The following is an 18777-nucleotide window of genomic DNA, read 5'->3' as shown; positions in this document are numbered from 1 at the left end:
AAGAAAATTCGCGCAAAGTACGCAGGAAATTGATAATAAAAGCGTAAGTTATTCAAAAGGTTAAGCTGTTTCCGCTTTCTCCTGGCGTAGGAAACAGCCAGACTGGTGCGTTTTTTGCTGAGTAGAGAATTATTTTTTCTGGAATCTCAGCAACATGGATAATGTCGTTCAACCCGTTAGAATCCCCCACACGCTGCTGGAAGATACGCTGGCGATTCTTTTCGGAACGCTGATGGTCTCCTTCGGCGTCACCCTGTTAAAAACCGCCGGGGCTTTAACCGGCAGCACCGCCGGGATCGCTTTTCTGATGAGCTATCTGACGCAAACCTCATTCGGCATCGCTTTTTTTATCATCAATATTCCTTTCTACTGGCTGGCCGTAAAGCGTATGGGCTGGCCCTTTACCCTGAAAACCTTTGCTGCCGTTGGCCTGGTATCGCTCTTTTCCCAGCTGCATCCGCTTTTTATCCATTTCTCCGCCATTAATCCTTTTTACGCCACGTTGTTTGGTAACGTCATTATGGGTATCGGGTTTATTGTTCTGTTTCGTCATAAGGCGAGCCTCGGTGGCGTGAATATTCTGGCGTTATGGCTGCAGGATCGGTACGGTATCCGGGCCGGGAAGCTGCAAATGGGCGTGGATACCTGCGTGGTGCTCGCCTCGCTGTTCGTGGTGCCGTTGCCCATGCTGGCGGCATCCATTGCCGGCGCGCTGATCCTGAATCTGATCATCGCCATGAATCACCGGCCTGGCCGGTATGAAGTCTGAACTGCTGGCCTGCCGTAACGGAAAGTGCCTTTACGGCCACCTGCCTTAACTCAATGATGGAGATCTGCACCGTGTTTCAAAACGTTGATGCCTACGCCGGCGATCCAATTCTCTCCCTGATGGAGACCTTCAAACAGGACACGCGACCGCATAAGGTGAATCTGAGCATCGGGTTATATTACGACGAGCAGGGCACGATCCCGCAGATGAAGGCGGTGGCGGAAGCGGAAGCGCATCTGAACGAGCAGCCGCACGGCGCTTCGCTTTATCTGCCGATGGAAGGCTTACCGCCTTACCGCAATGCGATTACGCCGCTGCTGTTCGGCCAGGATCACCCTGCGCTGAAAGCCGGACGCATCGCCACTATTCAGACGCTGGGCGGTTCAGGCGCGCTGAAAGTGGGCGCCGACTTCTTAAAAACTTATTTTCCTCATTCTGAGGTCTGGGTCAGCGATCCGACCTGGGACAATCATGTTGCTATCTTCTCGGGCGCGGGTTTTAACGTGCATACTTATCCCTGGTATGACGATAAAACCAACGGCGTGAAGTTTGACGAGCTGATGACCAGCCTGAGTAGCCTTCCAGCGCAGAGCATCGTTCTGCTGCATCCCTGCTGCCATAACCCTACCGGTGCCGATCTGACCAATACCCAGTGGGACAGCGTCACCGAAGTGCTGAAATCGCGTAGCCTGATCCCGTTTCTCGACATCGCCTACCAGGGCTTCGGCAGCGGGATGGAAGAGGATGCCTATGCTATTCGCGCTATTGCGGCTGCGGGCTTACCGGCGCTGGTAAGCAACTCCTTTTCGAAGATCTTCTCCCTTTACGGCGAACGTATCGGCGGCCTTTCCGTGGTATGCGATGATGCAGACCAAGCTGCCCGCGTGCTGGGGCAGTTGAAGGCGACCGTACGCCGCAACTATTCCAGCCCGCCTAATTTCGGTGCGCAGCTGGTTTCCTGCGTGCTGAACGATGCCGAACTGAAGACAAGCTGGCTGGCGGAAGTGGAAGCGATGCGCCTGCGTATCCTGACAATGCGTCAGACGCTGGTTGAGGTGCTGAAGCAGGCCGTACCTGGTAAGAATTTCGACTATCTGCTTAAGCAGCGCGGCATGTTCAGCTATACCGGACTGAGTGAAGCGCAGGTGGATCGTCTGCGTAATGAGTTTGGCATCTACCTGATCGCCAGCGGGCGCATGTGCGTTGCCGGGCTGAACAGCAACAATGTTCAACAGGTGGCAACAGCCTTCGCGGCGGTGATGTAAGCCTCACTGGCCGGATAACGCTCCGGCCAGATCTTCTTTTTTCTTCCGGCTTTACCTTTTCCCGTCATGCTGCACACTTAAAGGCTCAACTAAACGCAGCCAGCGACCGCTATCCTGAAGGAGCATTCAATGTGGTATCAGCAGACAATTACCCTGAGCCCGAAACCGCGCGGGTTTCATCTGGTCACCGATGAGATCCTGGACGAACTGAGGCGCTTAAACGATGTGCAGATGGGCCAGCTTCATCTTCTCTTACAGCATACCTCCGCTTCCCTGACCCTGAATGAGAATTGCGATCCGACGGTGCGCAGCGATATGGAGCAGCATTTTCTGCGCACGGTACCGGAGAGCGCCGCATGGCAACATGATTATGAAGGTGCGGACGATATGCCGGCGCATGTTAAAGCGTCACTGCTGGGTGTCTCCTTGCTGCTGCCGGTTAGTCGTGGTCAGCTGATGCTCGGCACCTGGCAGGGGATCTGGCTGGGAGAGCACCGCATTCATGGCGGTGCCAGACGGATTGTCGCCACACTCCAGGGAGAGTAACCCCGCTGGCTTTTCCAGCGCGCAGGCTGGTGAAGGCAGAGGCCGGTGAATATCGCCTATACTCACTCCTTGTTGCCAGGCTACAAGGAATAAATAATGAACGTATCGGATTTGCTTTCTTACTGTATGAACAAACCGGGCGCTGAACAGAGCGTGCACAGCGACTGGAAAGGCACCCAGGTCAAAATTGATGATGTGCTGTTTGCAATGCTGCATTACGTGAACGGGCGACCCGCCGTCGCGTTAAAAACCACGCCAGCGCTGGCCGATCTCCTGCGCGAAGAGCATAAAGATGTGGTGCCCAGTGAACACCTCAATAAATCACACTGGAGTACGCTGATGCTGGATGGCTCGCTGAAAGACTCCCAGATTTACTATCTGGTGGATGCTTCCTGGCAGCAGGCGCTGAATACCAAAACGGCACGCTGATAGTCAGGCAGAAAATGATGGAACGGAAGCAGCAAAGGCAGAAACGCATCTGCCTTTGCTGTGCTGAACCTCAGTAAGGATTAGCCGCGCAGCGTATCAATATCAACCACAAAGCGGTATTTCACGTCGCTTTTCAGCATGCGCTCATAGGCTTCATTGATCTCATCCATTTTGATCATTTCGATATCGGAAGTGATGTTGTGCTTGCCGCAGAAATCGAGCATCTCCTGCGTTTCTTTAATGCCGCCGATCAGCGAACCGGCCAGAGTACGGCGTTTAAAGATCAGGTTGAGCACTTGCGGTGACGGATGGTCATGTTCAGGTACGCCAACCAGCGTCATGGCACCGTCGCGGCGCAGCAGGGTGATAAAAGGGTTGAGATCGTGCTGGGCTGCCACGGTGTTGAGGATAAAGTCGAAGCTGTTCGCGTGAGCGGCCATCTGCTCCGGATCCTTCGAGATCACTACCTCGTCGGCGCCGAGACGCTTGCCGTCTTCGACTTTGGAGGGCGTGGTGGTGAACAGCACGACATGCGCGCCCATGGCATGCGCAATTTTCACGCCCATATGCCCAAGGCCGCCCAGCCCGACGATGCCTACTTTCTTGCCGGGACCGACGTTCCAGTGATGCAGTGGGGAATAGGTGGTAATCCCTGCACAAAGCAGCGGTGCGGCACCAGCGGGATCGAGATTTTCCGGTATGCGCAGCACAAAATCTTCGTTCACCACAACCTGCGTGGCATAGCCGCCGTAGGTGATGTCACCCGTCACGCGATCCTGGCCGTTATAGGTGCCGGTGAAGCCCTCTTCACAATACTGTTCCAGGTCTTCTTTGCAGCTGTCGCAGGTACGACAGGAGTCGACCATACAGCCCACGCCGACTAAATCACCAACTTTGTATTTCTGCGTATGTCCGCCGACCGCAGTGACGCGCCCGACAATCTCATGGCCTGGCACAACCGGGAAAATCGTGTTTTTCCATTCATTACGGGCCTGGTGAAGGTCGGAGTGGCACACGCCGCAGTACATCACTTCAATCTGAACATCGTGATCACGCAGTTCGCGCGGCTGGTACTCAAAAGGTGCCAGCTTTGCATTGGCGTCCTGAGCGGCATAGGCATGGGTAATAGTCATGGTAGCTCCAGCTAGTGAAAAGTGAGTGAAACTCATGGAAAAAACGGAGCATTAAGGATAAGGCGGGCGGAGGGAAGTCTGTATAGCGGAAGCTGTTTAAATCTTGCCTGATCCTGCAAGAAGGGCGGTAAGTGGATAATGACCGGGGCGAAGGGCGTCGCCCCGGTGCAGGTTTATTTCGCTTCGAGCAAAGGCTTAAGGAAACGGGCGGTGTGCGATGCTTTGCACTTCGCCACCGTCTCCGGCGTACCGGAAACGAGGATTTCACCGCCGCCGCTGCCGCCTTCCGGACCGAGATCAACAATCCAGTCCGCCGTTTTGATCACATCCAGGTTATGTTCAATCACCACGATGGTATTGCCCTGATCGCGCAGCTTGTGCAGCACCTGAAGCAACTGCTCAATATCCGCGAAGTGCAGGCCGGTAGTCGGCTCATCGAGGATATAAAGCGTCTGGCCGGTTCCACGTTTGGACAGCTCACGCGCCAGCTTAACGCGCTGCGCTTCACCGCCGGAAAGGGTCGTTGCCGACTGACCGAGACGAATGTAGGAGAGGCCCACATCCATCAGCGTTTGCAGCTTACGTGCCAGCGCCGGAACGGCATCGAAGAAATCACGCGCTTCCTCAATGGTCATCTCCAGCACTTCGTGGATGCTCTTGCCTTTGTACTTAATTTCCAGCGTTTCGCGGTTATAGCGTTTGCCTTTGCACTGATCGCAGGGAACATAGATGTCCGGCAGGAAGTGCATTTCCACCTTGATCACGCCGTCGCCCTGACAGGCCTCACAGCGGCCGCCACGTACGTTAAAGCTGAAGCGCCCCGGCGTATAACCGCGCGTGCGGGATTCAGGCACGCCGGCAAACAGCTCGCGCACCGGCGTAAAAATACCGGTATAGGTGGCGGGGTTGGAGCGTGGCGTACGGCCAATCGGGCTCTGGTCGATATCGATCACTTTATCGAAGTGTTCCATACCACTGATGTCGCGATAAGGCGCCGCTTCGGCGATGGTGGCACCGTTCAGCTGGCGCTGGGCGATAGGAAACAGCGTATCGTTAATCAGCGTCGATTTCCCCGATCCGGAAACGCCGGTAATACAGCTGAACAAGCCAACCGGCAGCGTCAGGGTCACATCCTTCAGGTTATTGCCTTTAGCTCCGGTCAGCTTCAGTACCCGTTCCGGATCGGCTTTCACGCGCTCTTCAGGAATGGCGATACCCCGTTTGCCGCTGAGGTACTGGCCGGTCAGCGATTCTTTCACCGCCATGATGTCATCAACCGTGCCTTCCGCCACCACCTGACCGCCGTGAACACCGGCGCCAGGTCCGATATCAATCACATGATCGGCGGCGCGGATCGCATCTTCATCGTGCTCGACCACGATTACGGTATTGCCGAGGTTACGCAGATGCACCAGCGTCTCCAGCAAACGCTCGTTGTCACGCTGGTGGAGGCCGATGGAAGGTTCATCCAGCACATACATCACGCCCACCAGACCGGCGCCAATCTGGCTGGCCAGACGAATACGCTGCGCCTCGCCGCCGGAGAGCGTCTCGGCGGAGCGCGACATAGAGAGATAGTTCAGGCCGACGTTGACCAGGAAACGCAGGCGATCGCCAATCTCCTTCAGAACTTTCTCGGCAATCTGGGCACGCTGACCGCTCAGCTTCATGTTCTGGAAAAATTCCATCGCATGGCCGATGCTCATATCGGAAATGGTCGGCAGCGTGGTGTTTTCCACATAGACGTGGCGCGCTTCGCGCTTCAGGCGGGTGCCGTGACAGCTGGCACAGGCGCGATTGCTGATAAACTTGGCCAGATCCTCGCGGACGGCGGAAGATTCCGTCTCTTTATAGCGGCGCTCCATATTATGCAGCACGCCTTCAAACGGATGACGGCGCACCGAGGTATCGCCGCGATCGTTGATATATTTGAACTCGATGGTCTCTTTGCCGGAGCCGTAAAGGATCACCTGGCGCGCTTTCTCATCCAGCGAACCGAACGGCGCTTCAATATCGAAGCTCAGATGGTCAGCCAGCGAGCGCAGCATCTGGAAATAGTAAAAGTTGCGGCGATCCCAGCCGCGGATCGCGCCACCTGCCAGCGAAAGCTCCGGATTCTGCACCACGCGATCTGGATCGAAATATTGCTGCACGCCCAGGCCGTCACAGGTCGGGCAGGCGCCCGCCGGATTATTAAACGAAAACAGGCGCGGTTCGAGTTCACTCATGCTGTAGCCGCAAATAGGGCAAGCGAAGTTGGCGGAGAAAAGCAGTTCTTCCGCTTTTTCATCGTCCATATCGGCCACCACGGCGACGCCACCGGAAAGTTCCAGTGCCGTTTCGAAGGATTCGGCCAGGCGCTGTTTAAGATCCTCGCGTACCTTAAAGCGATCGATGACCACTTCGATGGTGTGCTTCTTCTGCAGTTCCAGCTTCGGCGGATCGGAAAGATCGCAGACTTCGCCGTCAATACGGGCGCGGATATAGCCCTGGGCGGCCAGATTTTCCAGCGTTTTGCTGTGTTCGCCTTTGCGCTCTTTCACAATCGGCGCCAGCAGCATCAGACGGCGGCCTTCAGGCTGCGCCAGCACGTTATCCACCATCTGGCTGACGGTCTGTGCGGCCAGCGGGACGTCGTGATCCGGGCAGCGCGGTTCGCCTACGCGGGCAAACAGCAGGCGAAGGTAGTCATGGATTTCAGTGATGGTGCCCACGGTGGAACGCGGGTTATGTGAGGTTGACTTCTGCTCGATCGAAATGGCGGGCGACAGCCCTTCAATATGATCGACATCCGGCTTCTCCATCAGGGAGAGAAACTGACGCGCATAGGCAGAAAGCGATTCTACATAGCGGCGCTGCCCCTCGGCATAGAGCGTATCAAACGCCAGCGAGGACTTACCGGAACCTGACAGGCCGGTGACAACGATCAGTTTGTCGCGAGGGATGATCAGGTTAATATTTTTCAAATTATGGGTGCGTGCACCCCGTACTTCGATCTTATCCATTCACACTTCCCGGATTAACACAGACCTCACCATGCCGGTCCGGCATGGCCAGAAATAAGCCTGTTAGTATGGCACAAAATAACCTGATTGGATATACAGTGTTCGGTCGGGAATGGCGTGGCGGGATCCTGATACAGCTCTCGTGAAAATAATTAAAATCTCCGATCCAGCATGGGCAGCGCACTGTAACGATGTAAGCCGGAGAAACCCTTTTGGATCCGTATCGGAAAGTAGGATCTCGCGTTATGCAATGTTAGAATGTTCGGCTTAGACTTAAAGCAGAACATTTATCGGAGAGACGTACATGGCCAGCAGAGGCGTTAATAAAGTAATTCTGGTAGGGAATCTGGGTCAGGATCCGGAAGTCCGCTACATGCCGAATGGCGGCGCCGTTGCCAACATTACCCTGGCCACGTCCGAAAGCTGGCGTGACAAGCAGACCGGCGAAACCAAAGAGAAAACGGAATGGCACCGCGTCGTGCTGTTCGGCAAGCTGGCGGAAGTGGCGGGTGAATACCTGCGTAAAGGCTCTCAGGTTTACATCGAAGGTGCGCTGCAAACGCGCAAATGGACCGATCAGGCTGGCGTGGAAAAATACACCACCGAAGTGGTCGTGAACGTTGGCGGTACCATGCAGATGCTGGGTGGCCGTCAGGGCGGTGGCGCACCGGCAGGCGGCAGCCAGAGCAATAATAACGGCTGGGGTCAGCCACAGCAGCCGCAGGGCGGCAACCAGTTCAGCGGCGGACAGCAGGCTCAGTCACGTCCGCAGCAGCCGCAGCAGAACAATGCGCCGGCCAGCAACGAACCGCCAATGGATTTCGACGACGATATCCCGTTCTGAGGTCCTTGCGCCCCACACAGCAACGCCCTGAAAGACCCCGATTATTCGGGGCTTTTTTTATTCTACAGGTCAGAACGCTATTGTTAGTCTAAAGAAAAGACGTCGGTACAAAGCCAGCGGACGCTGACCAGTATGCGAAGCGGCATTATTGCCCGGTTATCCGGCAAAAAAATTATCACAGGCGTGGCGGAACGGCGTTTACCGGCATTAGCGCGCGCCGCCGGAGGGAAACACCGTTCCGATCACGAGCCCCGATCAGAGCAGAAGCTCGTTGCTTCATTTGCTGATGTTATGAGGTCGCGGTCTGCTCCGGAGCAGGACCAGTTTGTTCAGCGAAACAGGTGGCCATATTATCCAGTAGCTCGTAGCGCCTGCGGGCTTCAGCGCGTTTTTTACTGGCGATATCTTCAAGCGGTTTACGCGGGAAGATGACGGGCAGCGCATACAGCTTCGGTGAAAGCGGCCTGGCGTTCAGCGTTTCCCAGAACTCGTTATAGCTGGCGTGAAACAGACTTTTTTTCTTGAACCGGTAGCGGAAGCTGCGAAAGATATGACCGTTATCGCTGACTGCACGGATCTGTCTGATGCCGGTCGCCTGGCAGAACAGCGACAGCGTCTCCATCAGCAAACGCTTAGGGAAGAGGCCGTGACAGGCTTTGGTGGCATCGCGGATCGCTTCATGCGGCGTATCGCGATGCGCCCCCTGAATCCCGCCAATGGTCACGACGTGCTCACCCTTAACCTGCATTACCGCAAAGGTCAGCGTCGCCAGCTGGACGCCATTACAGGTTATAGCAAGATTTACTTCGCCTTCTCTTTCGCAACGACCACTACAGGCGAGCGTCACGCTGAACGCCTCATCGTTTTTCCCTCGGAACGCTGCCAGCGTCACACCCTGCCTGGTCAGCATCCCCTGGCGCAATCTGGGGAAAGGAAGGTTTTTAGCAAAATTGTAGTGATCCAGGATCGCCTGGGCGCGGGCAGACACCGGCATTCCACCATAGAGATAAGGGCGGTGAATTTTGCTGGGCAGAGAATGCTGGACAGGCAGGATCTCGCGCAGAACCGGCTCGGTAGCGATAGCGTTAACCAGCTTCCATGTGGTGATGGGATAGGCCAGAGAGCGGAACAGATATTTCATCCGATACTCGCGGTCAAACCACAGTTTTCCGGGCTGCAGTCTGCCAGTCACCAGTGACAGAAAAAAAGAGAGGCCAGTTGCCTGACGAGGTTCGATCGTAATATCAGCCATATGCCGCATTCCCAGATAAAGATCAAGATTGAAACATCTGAAAATTCAACATTGCTTCAACGTAACTATCGCGGCGTGGTTATTTATTGTCTGGTTGAGGGAGTGTTTAAGATGGCTGTGACTTAAGCTAAATTTTAACGAAGAATAGCCGGGTATCTCCCGCTGTTTCTCTGCGCCCGCAATTTCCCGTTTAAAACCCCAGGGTAATAATAGCGGCGATCGTCTGGAGTACACCTAAAATCGCTTAAACTTCATTTAGTTTAATGTTTTATCAGGTGATTGTTTTATAGGGTTAAATCACTATTTTTCACAATGACTGGCACAATGGGTTAACACGTTTATCTGCGCTTCAGCTATCGTCATTTTTTTGATAAACAGAGATGCACAATGAATCCCGTCATTAAGAATCTGGTCGATCATTACAGTGAAAGAAGTTACCTCAGCAAACCGGTCCCGGATGACGTACTCGATCGTATTATCGAGACGGCATACCGCGCGCCGACCTCGGTAAACTCTCAGCAGGTTTCGGTTATTGTTTCCAGAGATGCACAAGCGCGCAAACGCATTTCTGAGCTGGCGGGCGGGCAGCCCTGGATTGCCCAGGCGCCCGTATTTCTTACGCTCGTGCTGGATATGTATAAAACGCAGCAAGGCATGGCGCTTAACGACGAACAGCAGAAAGCCCACCTCAGCGTTGAAAGCCTGATTTCCGGCAGCACCGATGTGGGTATTGCGCTGGGGTCAATCATGAGCGCTGCCCGTTCGGAAGGGCTTGGCATTGTGCCAATTGGCGGGATCAGACGCCACCCTGAGGCGATCGTTGAGCTGCTGGATCTGCCTGAACATACGTTCCCCGTGGCGGGCGTAGTGATTGGCTATGTGGATAAGCCTTCAGCGCGTAAGCCAAGGCTACCTCTGCAGACTTTCAGGCATGAAGAGACCTATCAGCGGGAAGGTCTGGAAACACACATCCAGGCGTATAACGCACAACTCATGCAGCACTGGCAGACGGTTAACCGTGGAGAAGGCGTTAACTGGAGCGAAAGCATGGGTGCCTATTACAAAAATATCTACTATCCGGCAGTCTGCCCGGCCTTGCTTAAGCAGGGGTTTGAGTTCGATAAGTAGCCTGTACGGCGTAGTTTGGTATCAGGAAGATCGCAGTAAGAGGGAGTAAAGGCGCACCAGAACAGGGTGGCCTTGCTCCGGGACTTTCGCGGTCTTGCTGAGGGGCTGTCATCAGCTTCGCCAGCCTCAGTCTCGTTACGGGAGTTTCGTTCCAGTTTCCACGGTCTTGCTGAAAGTCCGTTAGCTGCTTCGCCTTTCTCAACCTCATAGCGATTATCTCGTTCCAGCCTTCCGCGTACTTGCTAAGAGTCAGTTATCAGCTTCGCCTTTCTTTGGCCTATACGATTCCCTTGCTTCTGACCTTCAGCGCGCTGACTGAGCGTGTTTGCGCTGATTTTGTCATTTTCAGCGGTCTTGAAGGCAGATGCGGTATGAAAATCCGGGTGACGCTTTGTGTTACCCGGCCAGATCCTTAATACCGTAGCGTTGAGAAACAGCCATCGTGCCGTTTCTGACAACTTTATAACGGCATGATGCCGTTACACAGTTAGCATCAGCGTCGGCGGCCTGGCTGAATTTGCCGTAATATATATTCCTCTCTCAGCGCCTGGCACCGGATACCGTTATGGCTTGTGGTATCTCTTTTATGGACGTGCTGTCAGGCTGGGTACCAGAAATTACAATGTCTGTGTTACTGGCATTTTATGCAGAGAGTTTACTCTGGCGACCTATGCACACACCTGTCTGGAGAGTGCCACTCTCTCTAACGGACCCTCTGGTCCGACAGGCGCTAATGGGATGCTGAGGAAATGTACTTTATACCTTTCTTCGTGGCAGTGCGGCGCAGTATCCGGCTCGTGGCTGGCGTGGTCTTAGCGCAACGCAATAAATTGGTACCCTTTATGAGAAGTATTATCATTATCCTGGTAATTCCTGCTTTCTTTTCGCTTTCTTATTGCGCATTTCCCCTTAGCGGGATGGTCGCAAAGGCCGCTTTTAATATCTCAAATTTGTGAGGTGCTACTGATTTTTAGGAGTGTTCCGCGTGAGCGCATTGCTGTTTTTCATCCGGATCGTCCTGGCACAGAGAAGAATTGTTCCGCTATCAGAATAATCGCTAATGTCATTCATCATTAATTCCGGACAATAAAATCGTACTGCTCATTCTCAGCCCCGCTATTTTTGAGACGACTTTTAAAATATAAAACCACTTTTAAATCAAATTTTCTGGGGATGCTGAGGTTGATATAGCAACAGTAAAGCGTTTAACGCATCAGGAAAGTTAAGGTTAAGCGCTTACATTTGTCTGTTTTTTGAGCAATTCATTGATAATGGTTAAGTGGCTCTACTTAATTTTTGGCCTCAGATCTGAGGGGTGTTGGCGTTGAGGAATAAGGAATGCCCGTATTACTGGCGGTAGGGGTGTGTTGTGAAGTAGCACGTAATATGCATTTTTACCAGAAGCGTTAGAGCTGCAAACCATTTATAAACAGGGGGAGTCATCACAAAATCCGGAGATATTACCGGTAACTGGCAGGCTTCATGTAGCACGGCTAATGGAATGGATGGCGCATTTATCTTTGCGTTCAAAGATAAATGCGCTCTCAATTTATTGAAATATATTGCTTTTTTAGCTGGTGACGAACGGCGAAGCAGCCTGGCAGAGGACAATCATGGTAAGCAACTCATCACGTAAAGAGGTCTCTGCAAAATCATTCTGAGCTTTTTAATTAGCAAAAGGAATATTTTAATGTGGTCCTGCATATAGCAAAAAATTGTGTTCTGGATCTCATTTATTGATTTTCACAGTTATACGGATAGTGATATACGCTACGGCTAATATCCAGCAGGCGACAGCTGCGGCGCGTGCCGATATCGAACGTGTCCTGAAGATAATTAACGGCCTGACGTTTATCGTTGGTAGTAAAGAAGTTTTTCAGCACGCTCTGCAGCATCTCTTTGTCCGCAGTCAGCATTTGAAGCTCACGCTCCATGCTGTGTACTTTATCCTCTAACTCTTTGATTTTTCTTCCTTCTTCTGAGGAGAGGCCGGCATATTTCTTTTTCCAGCTATAGAAGGTGGCTTCTGAAATCCCTAAATCTTCACAAATCTCCTTCACTTTCACGCCACATTCAGATGCTTTAATAGCGTTGGTGATTTGCTCTTCGGTATATCGTGACTTTCTCATGAATTCTATTACCTTTCTTAACTATAATGTGATGAGAGTGACTTCATTAAAAAATGGATCTACGTTGGCCAAAAATTAACGACGTCACGTTAAGCACGCGATGTGAATGGCAGGGATTACGTTAAGGGATTATGAATAAATAACATCATGGGATTTCTCCGATTTTATTTGCAAAGGACGTAGTTAGCTTTCGATATTCAGATTTTTGTTATAAATTCGTCCCATACCAACAACAAGCCCTGCGATTAATTAAGAATGCTCCCGCATGAGGCCAAATTTTTCTGTGGCATGATAATTATCGGTGCGACATTTTTAAGAATTTACGTAGAAAAAATTAAGGCCAGAAAAGATCAGAATTATCCTGATCACTGGCTGACAGAGTGAATAAAACGCTTAAATAAGAATGCTTTCGTTATTCCTTAAAAAATAAAATAACTCACGCCATTTTTTCCTGGGTAAGGCGAGCGTAATTTACCCCGTTTTACACATGGATGTTTTGCTTGTGCAGTCGCTGTCAGTAACACAAAGGATGCTTCGATGAAATACCGTGTCATGTCAAACGCCGTCTGGATGATGTCGGAAAAGATTGTTTCCGTATTCGGAGTGATATTTGTCACGTCCTACGTTGCTAAATCCTTTGGACCGTCGATTTTCGGACAGATTGCTTTTTCAGCCTCGCTGTTCTCCATCGTGCAGACGGTGGCTATTTTTGGTACAGAAACCATTCTGTTCAAAAGCATCAGCAAGAGTACGGCGAAGGGAATGCGCCTGATGGCCGTGGTCAAACAGCTGCGACTGGCGTTGTTATTACTCCTTTCGCTGCCGGTTCTGCTCTATGTCTGGCTGACCATGCGGGAGAATTTTCTGGTATTTGCCGTCGCCTCTTTCCTGGCGGCGATGTTTGTCACCCAGGATATTTTCAGCGTCTACAACAATGCCCGACTGGCTTCCCGCCTGAACACCGTGGCGAACGCGATCGGGATGTTGCTGAGTTTTGCGATCAGCTTCCTTGTGGCCTGGCTGAAGCTAAGCCCTTTACTGCTGTCGCTCTCCATTGTCTCAGTCACGCTGGTGCCTTATATGATTAAGCGCAGCATGTTTTATCAGGCGAACAGCATCACGCCGCCACCGCAGCGCAACCGGCGCAGCTATCTGCGTTATCTGATGCATGCCGGGCTGCCGCTGGCGATTTCCAGCGTCTTTATTTCCATTCAGGTGAAGCTGGCGCAGTTTTTCCTGGTGGGCGTTGGCTCCGCACATGAGCTTGGGCTGTTTACCGCAGCTAACACGATTTCAGCCTCGTGGATATTTATCCCGGTGGCGATCATAACATCTTGCTTCACTGAGATTTTCAGAGAGCGGTCAGATGTTGCAGCGAAGCTGGCTGCAAGGTTGTATGGCTATGTCATGGCTGTCTCATTTTTGATGCTTCTTATCGTCGCGCTGTTTGGTGACCGGATCATCGCTGCTCTCTATGGGCAAGACTACGCACAATCGGGACATCTCGTGACGTTACTGTCGCTGGCAACCTGCTTTTCAGCTATGGGAACAGTCGCTTACCGTTACATGGTAAAAGAGGGCGGTTTTAACTATCTGCTGGTTAAGATTGTTCTGCTGGTCGCTATTAGCCTGGTGACTAATTGGTTTTTTATCACAACCTGGGGATTAACAGGCGCTGCATGGAGCGTCCTGATTACGGAACTGCTTTCGCTGACCGTAATGAATTATTTCTTTAAGAATGGGGTCATTCTTAAAATACAGCTTTCCTCACTGAACTACAAAACCTACAAATGAGGTAAAAAATGTTAAAACTCAAGGCCGAATTGAGAAAAGGCGTCTTATACCTGCTGAAGAAAATGCCCTGGACTTACCAGGACAGGATCCAATATTTTCGACAGTTTAAGAGGTTGCCCAATATTCGTCAGCCGAAGCTGTTTAATGAGAAAGTTCTCTACCGTAAATTTGTCACTGGCGACTATGTACGTTACGGCATGCTGTCGGATAAATTTCTGGTGAGGGAATACATCTCTGCCACCATCGGTGAGGAATATCTGATCCCGTTGCTGCATGAGACGGTAGAACCCGTAACGTTGCTGAACATGGCCTCATTAAAAAATACCGTCATAAAGCCGAACCACGGTTCCGGTATGGTGGAAATTTTGCTGGAAGAGCCTGACTGCGTTCAGAAGCAGCAGCTGATAAAACGTTGTGAAGAGTGGCTTCGTCACGATTTCTCGCATAAATCCCGCGAGATTCATTATCGTTACATCAAGCCGCGTATTCTGGTCGAACAATATGTGGGCGACGGCAAATTTGCCGCTGTCGACTACAAGTTCCACATGTTTAACAAGAAAGACGGTAATTTTGAGTATGTTCTGCAGGTTATCTATAACCGCTGTGGTAACGCGCCGCTTTCGATGAATTTTTACGTCAATAATCTTAAGCAGTGCTTTTACAAGATCCGTGACACCGGCCTGGACATCAGTGGCGAAATGGCTTCACTGGAAAAAACGCTTGAGCTGAGTAAGAAACTGGCCAGCGATTTCGACTATGTTCGCGTTGACTGGTATATCAGCGAGGGGCAAATTTATTTCGGCGAGCTGACCTTCACGCCAGGCGCAGGTCTGGTAACTGGGCTGGATCAGGGGCTGGACAGAATGATGGGCGATATGTGGCTGCAGGAGCGTAAAGCCGCCATTCATCCGCAGGAACTGCGTGCCGGTGAGACGACGCCAATCCCGGCAGTGCTGAAAAAAGTCTGATTCCGCAGTGAAATTCAGGGTGCCGCTGGCTTGTCAGGCGGCACATTGATATTCAGGGCAGCGGATATTCGGGCGGTGTAGTGCTGATGACCTGGATAAACACATCTTTAGTAATATGCCAGAAGTTTTGCAGTTCGGCCGCGCTGACCCTGATACCCGCCAGGCCCATCACGAACCAGCAGGCCATGCCGATGCCGATGCCGGTGAACATGAAGGCCATCGCATTGCGGCTGGCTTTACGGCATTTCACATTGAAGGTGCTGGCAAAAAACATCATTACAGCGCTAAGCAGTTCCCAGCGCATCAGCATTACGCTGGCAGCAATAGTTCCCATCGTTTTCTTACTCCGCGATATCACAGGCCTGGCAACAGAACGGCACATCACACGGGCTGCAGACAGGCATGCCAGATAAACCCCGATCAAACCCGACCCGACAGGTCAAAGAAGTGTGATGAAGATCACATTATATCATTCAGTTTACAGATTTGTACAAAATTCAGGCCAGCGGCGCAGATTTTTACAAAGGGGCTGATCGTTGAAAGCAGGGCATTAATTTCCCTGTACTGGTCATGCCGTCAGGCGCGGACTTCATTCCGGTATGCAGGTAATGAGGCGCGATATAACACAACGAATAAACAATAGCCTTTATTTTTACTGTCTGAATATAAGCACTTCTATTTTTGAGACTATTTATAATAATCATTATCATTCGGCGTATAACTATTCCCTTTCTTTAAAGAGATACTTTTCACTGACAGATTATCGGCATTACTACGGATTAATTTATCAGGAAACCAGGGCAGCCTTAACGCGGCACAAGGACACTTACAGAACGCCCTTAAGAACAATGCTGTCGGCGAAAAAGAACGTAAACGCCAGATTATCTTTTATGACACCACCGAGACGTTGCGAATAACGCTCACGTTTTACTTCTCTCATTTCCTTTGGGATGAATCTGACCTCTGAAGCATTGTATGCAGTCAAGGTGGGCTGTAGGCTTTTTCATGTATTCAGCATGCTGGCGCACTTCCTTCCCATGACGCGGAACAAAACTTTGCAGTTGCAAACTGCATTGATTACCGCTCACTGATCATCTTCAGCTCTCTCTGAGGAATTAAGCTGTCCTGTTTACTGAGGCCGTTATTTTCTTAGCGTGCACGGAGGTGCCATTAACGTAACGGCCACGATTGAGGAGATATCAGTGTCCGACGACCAGACCGCACTGCCATCAAAAAGAGCGCTACTGTCGTTAAAAACGCGCTTTCAACGTACCCATCTTGCACTGGCCTTTGTCGCCTTGCTGTTCAGTGGGATATCGCTGTCGGCGCTGTCGCTGATGGCGCTGCGTGACTACGCGGAAAATAATCTTGAACTGGCGGCAACCACGATCGTCTATAGCGTGAAGCCGGCGTTGCTGGCAGGCGATAGCGTGGCTGCTGCGGGTATCCTTGAAGAGATAGGGCAGAAAGTCGATATCGGTAAAGTCATGATTTCAGACGTCAGTCATCGTGTGCTGGCTACCTGGCCCACTATTGAGCAGAAACCGCCTGAGGGGCCGGAAGAGGCGATTGCACAGTGGCTGTTTCCCGCTCCCGTCAAGTTGCCAGTACGGGTTGCCGATCGCGAAATTGGCCATGTCTGGCTGACCGGAGACGCCAGCAGAGTCCTGCTCTGGCTGAGTCAGGTCCTGACGTGGCTGGGGGGCAGCCTGTTAGTGACCGTTCTGCTTGTCTGTTACCTTTCTCGCCGCCTGCATGGCGGGATAGAAGCCGGTCTGCAAAATATTGCTTCTGTAGCGCAGAATGTCAGAAGGCGACGCACCTTTTCTCTGCGCGTACCCACTTCTCCGATTGCAGAACTCAACAAGCTGAACGGGGATTTTCACCGTCTGCTGGATGAGCTTTCAGCCTGGCAGCACCATCTGCAGCGTGAAAACGCCTTGCTGACACACCAGGCCTGTCACGACGGTCTGACAGACCTGCCCAACCGCACCGCTTTTATCAATGAACTTCACCGGCGGCAGAGTAATTTGCTGGATGCGCCGCAGCTGGCTGTGTTGTTTATCGACGGCGACCGTTTCAAGCAGGTGAACGATCGTTATGGTCATGCGGCGGGCGATGCGGTACTGATCGCGACCGCGCAGCGTCTGCGCAGCCGGTTGGGGAAAGACGATCTGGTCGCCCGGCTGGGTGGCGATGAGTTTGCCGTGCTGCTTTCCAGGGTTAACAGTGATGAACAGGCTGCGCGGGTGGCGGAGGATATTATTGAAGCCATGCGGACGCCGATCGGACTGGATAACGGTGTGCTGGTCTGGCAGTCGCTGAGTATTGGTATCGCGCTGGGGATCGATCCCCTTTCAGCTCGGGGTATGCTGGCGCAGGCTGACGCAGCCATGTATCAGATTAAAGCACGGGGCGGGGGATGGTATGTTTCACCTTTACTCTGGAAAAGCGCGACGGTAAACGATCGCCAGCGGGCGATGAGGATGTCGCCCGTGGCTGACCATCTGCAACAGAACAGCTAACGCAGCGACACAGCTAACAGATAGCCGCAGGACATTCGCTGTGCTCAAAGCTATAACGGTTCTGCCGGGTCAGCGTCTGATGGCGCATCGTATGACGGTACGCTGTCGGCGTCTGGGCAAACTGACGGCGAAATACGCGGGAAAAGGTCTGCTGAGAATCGTAGCCGTACTGCATGGCAATATCGAATACGGGACGCTGCGTCTGACTCAGTTCAGCCGCCGCCAGCGTCAGGCGGCGTTCGCGGATATAATTTCCCAGCGTTTTTTTGGTCACGGTGCGGAACATCCGTTGCAGGTGCCACTTGGAGTAGCCAGACTTTGCTGCAACCTCATCAATGGAGAGCGTCTTATCAAGATTCTCTTCGATCCAGTCGGTAAGTGTTTGAATGATTTCGTCATGCATACGTCTCTTCTCCCTGGTTCAGCTGCAGTCATGCAAAGTGTGGATAATTCATTTCGCCTTCTTTCTGGCCGCTGAGTATAATTCCTCAAGTTAACTTGAGGTAAAGAGCTAAATGAAAAAAGATCGCAATTACCCCAACAAGCGCGAACTGACGCCGGGCGACGTGGCGAAGCGCTGCGGCGTGGCGGTATCAGCCCTGCACTTTTATGAAAGCAAAGGATTAATCAGCAGCTTTCGTAACGCTGGCAATCAGCGGCGCTATACGCGTGACGTCCTCCGTCGCGTCGCGATTGTGAAAATCGCCCAGCGCATCGGCATTCCGCTGGCGACGATTGGCGAACATCTGATGCAGTTTTCACCGGGCACGCGGATGACGCCGAAAGAGTGGCGGCTGCTGACTGAGCGCTGGCGGGAGGAACTCGATCGGCGTATCGCCACCTTGACCCGTCTGAAAGACGATCTCGATGGCTGCATCGGCTGTGGCTGTTTATCGATGGCGGATTGTCCGCTGCGCAATCCTGACGATCGGCTGGGCGAGCGAGGAACGGGCGCGATCCTGCTGGAGCCTGAAAGAGATCGGTAGCGTC

The 18777-nt window shown here is 52.3% G+C and carries 16 protein-coding genes; 10 read left to right on the top strand and 6 right to left on the bottom strand.

Translation table 11 applies throughout. The annotated features are described in order from the left end of the window. The first annotated feature begins 154 nt into the window (after positions 1–154). The 4 genes from EA20_RS0106090 to EA20_RS0106075 all read left to right on the top strand — a co-directional run bounded on the left by EA20_RS0106090 (position 155) and on the right by EA20_RS0106075 (position 3009). Positions 155–769: a YitT family protein gene (locus EA20_RS0106090; protein WP_024965986.1), complete on the top strand. Its 615-nt coding sequence runs from the start codon at positions 155–157 to the stop codon at positions 767–769. Positions 770–840: 71 nt separating this feature from the next. Next, positions 841–2034 carry an amino acid aminotransferase gene (locus tag EA20_RS0106085; protein WP_024965985.1) on the top strand — a complete coding sequence of 398 codons (1194 nt, stop codon included), beginning with the start codon at positions 841–843 and terminating at the stop codon, positions 2032–2034. Between the two features lie 129 nt (positions 2035–2163). After that, positions 2164–2580 (top strand): secondary thiamine-phosphate synthase enzyme YjbQ, encoded by a 417-nt coding sequence (locus EA20_RS0106080; protein WP_024965984.1) that lies wholly within the window; start codon positions 2164–2166, stop codon positions 2578–2580. 96 nt (positions 2581–2676) lie between these two features. Continuing rightward, positions 2677–3009 (top strand): MmcQ/YjbR family DNA-binding protein, encoded by a 333-nt coding sequence (locus EA20_RS0106075; protein ID WP_024965983.1) that lies wholly within the window; start codon positions 2677–2679, stop codon positions 3007–3009. Positions 3010–3089: 80 nt separating this feature from the next. On the opposite strand, the gene EA20_RS0106070 is transcribed toward EA20_RS0106075, so the two are convergent. Together EA20_RS0106070 and uvrA are read right to left on the bottom strand one after the other, a co-directional pair. Further along, positions 3090–4142: an NAD(P)-dependent alcohol dehydrogenase gene (locus tag EA20_RS0106070; protein WP_024965982.1), complete on the bottom strand. Its 1053-nt coding sequence runs from the start codon at positions 4140–4142 to the stop codon at positions 3090–3092. Positions 4143–4315: 173 nt separating this feature from the next. Then, the gene (uvrA, locus tag EA20_RS0106065) at positions 4316–7147 is read right to left on the bottom strand and encodes an excinuclease ABC subunit UvrA (protein ID WP_024965981.1); all 2832 of its coding nucleotides are present in this window, start codon (positions 7145–7147) and stop codon (positions 4316–4318) included. A 304-nt stretch (positions 7148–7451) separates the two neighbouring features. Between uvrA and ssb1 the strand changes: the two genes are divergently transcribed. Next, positions 7452–7991, top strand: coding sequence for a single-stranded DNA-binding protein SSB1 (ssb1, locus tag EA20_RS0106060; protein WP_024965980.1), 540 nt, complete (start codon positions 7452–7454; stop codon positions 7989–7991). Between the two features lie 289 nt (positions 7992–8280). Here ssb1 and EA20_RS0106055 read toward each other — a convergent pair whose 3' ends face one another. Next, the gene (locus EA20_RS0106055) at positions 8281–9243 is read right to left on the bottom strand and encodes a VirK/YbjX family protein (protein WP_024965979.1); all 963 of its coding nucleotides are present in this window, start codon (positions 9241–9243) and stop codon (positions 8281–8283) included. 387 nt (positions 9244–9630) lie between these two features. Here EA20_RS0106055 and EA20_RS0106050 point away from each other — a divergent pair, with 387 nt between their 5' ends. Next, complete coding sequence (locus EA20_RS0106050) at positions 9631–10371, top strand: nitroreductase family protein (protein ID WP_024965978.1); 741 nt, start codon at positions 9631–9633, stop codon at positions 10369–10371. A gap of 1733 nt (positions 10372–12104) precedes the next feature. On the opposite strand, the gene EA20_RS0106035 is transcribed toward EA20_RS0106050, so the two are convergent. Beyond that, positions 12105–12500: a transposase gene (locus EA20_RS0106035; RefSeq protein WP_024965976.1), complete on the bottom strand. Its 396-nt coding sequence runs from the start codon at positions 12498–12500 to the stop codon at positions 12105–12107. A gap of 537 nt (positions 12501–13037) precedes the next feature. Here EA20_RS0106035 and EA20_RS0106025 point away from each other — a divergent pair. Both EA20_RS0106025 and EA20_RS0106020 read left to right on the top strand, forming a co-directional pair. Further along, entirely contained in the window at positions 13038–14294 is a 1257-nt protein-coding gene (locus tag EA20_RS0106025; protein WP_024965975.1) for a hypothetical protein, read from the top strand. Between the two features lie 8 nt (positions 14295–14302). Then, on the top strand, positions 14303–15262 hold the full coding sequence (locus tag EA20_RS0106020) for an ATP-grasp fold amidoligase family protein (RefSeq protein WP_024965974.1): 960 nt from the start codon (positions 14303–14305) through the stop codon (positions 15260–15262). Between the two features lie 52 nt (positions 15263–15314). Here EA20_RS0106020 and EA20_RS0106015 read toward each other — a convergent pair whose 3' ends face one another. Then, a complete protein-coding gene (locus EA20_RS0106015; protein WP_024965973.1) occupies positions 15315–15596 on the bottom strand; it encodes a YjcB family protein in 282 nt (93 codons plus the stop codon). An 868-nt stretch (positions 15597–16464) separates the two neighbouring features. Here EA20_RS0106015 and EA20_RS0106005 point away from each other — a divergent pair. Continuing rightward, positions 16465–17787, top strand: a complete 1323-nt coding sequence (locus EA20_RS0106005; RefSeq protein WP_024965972.1) for a diguanylate cyclase domain-containing protein — start codon at positions 16465–16467, stop codon at positions 17785–17787. A 13-nt stretch (positions 17788–17800) separates the two neighbouring features. Here the strand turns inward: EA20_RS0106005 and soxS are convergent, their stop codons facing one another. Next, the gene (gene soxS, locus EA20_RS0106000) at positions 17801–18190 is read right to left on the bottom strand and encodes a superoxide response transcriptional regulator SoxS (RefSeq protein ID WP_024965971.1); all 390 of its coding nucleotides are present in this window, start codon (positions 18188–18190) and stop codon (positions 17801–17803) included. Positions 18191–18302: 112 nt separating this feature from the next. Here soxS and soxR point away from each other — a divergent pair, with 112 nt between their 5' ends. Beyond that, a complete protein-coding gene (gene soxR, locus EA20_RS0105995) occupies positions 18303–18773 on the top strand; it encodes a redox-sensitive transcriptional activator SoxR (RefSeq protein WP_024965970.1) in 471 nt (156 codons plus the stop codon). Positions 18774–18777: the final 4 nt, after the last annotated feature.

It is taken from the genome of Pantoea sp. IMH, from assembly GCF_000599885.1.
Lineage (GTDB): Bacteria > Pseudomonadota > Gammaproteobacteria > Enterobacterales > Enterobacteriaceae > Erwinia.
The sequence above is the reverse complement of the archived record's forward strand: the minus strand, read 5'-3'. Positions and strand labels throughout refer to the sequence as shown.

Excerpts from the sequence above, each read along its gene's own strand:
- EA20_RS0106090 (WP_024965986.1), top strand. The coding sequence starts at position 155 with ATGGATAATGTCGTTCAACCCGTTAGAATCCCCCACACGCTGCTGGAA.
- EA20_RS0106080 (WP_024965984.1), top strand. The coding sequence starts at position 2,164 with ATGTGGTATCAGCAGACAATTACCCTGAGCCCGAAACCGCGCGGGTTT.
- EA20_RS0106075 (WP_024965983.1), top strand. The coding sequence starts at position 2,677 with ATGAACGTATCGGATTTGCTTTCTTACTGTATGAACAAACCGGGCGCT.
- EA20_RS0106070 (WP_024965982.1), bottom strand. The coding sequence starts at position 4,142 with ATGACTATTACCCATGCCTATGCCGCTCAGGACGCCAATGCAAAGCTG.
- uvrA (WP_024965981.1), bottom strand. The coding sequence starts at position 7,147 with ATGGATAAGATCGAAGTACGGGGTGCACGCACCCATAATTTGAAAAAT.
- ssb1 (WP_024965980.1), top strand. The coding sequence starts at position 7,452 with ATGGCCAGCAGAGGCGTTAATAAAGTAATTCTGGTAGGGAATCTGGGT.
- EA20_RS0106055 (WP_024965979.1), bottom strand. The coding sequence starts at position 9,243 with ATGGCTGATATTACGATCGAACCTCGTCAGGCAACTGGCCTCTCTTTT.
- EA20_RS0106050 (WP_024965978.1), top strand. The coding sequence starts at position 9,631 with ATGAATCCCGTCATTAAGAATCTGGTCGATCATTACAGTGAAAGAAGT.
- EA20_RS0106035 (WP_024965976.1), bottom strand. The coding sequence starts at position 12,500 with ATGAGAAAGTCACGATATACCGAAGAGCAAATCACCAACGCTATTAAA.
- EA20_RS0106025 (WP_024965975.1), top strand. The coding sequence starts at position 13,038 with ATGAAATACCGTGTCATGTCAAACGCCGTCTGGATGATGTCGGAAAAG.
- EA20_RS0106020 (WP_024965974.1), top strand. The coding sequence starts at position 14,303 with ATGTTAAAACTCAAGGCCGAATTGAGAAAAGGCGTCTTATACCTGCTG.
- EA20_RS0106015 (WP_024965973.1), bottom strand. The coding sequence starts at position 15,596 with ATGGGAACTATTGCTGCCAGCGTAATGCTGATGCGCTGGGAACTGCTT.
- soxS (WP_024965971.1), bottom strand. The coding sequence starts at position 18,190 with ATGCATGACGAAATCATTCAAACACTTACCGACTGGATCGAAGAGAAT.
- soxR (WP_024965970.1), top strand. The coding sequence starts at position 18,303 with ATGAAAAAAGATCGCAATTACCCCAACAAGCGCGAACTGACGCCGGGC.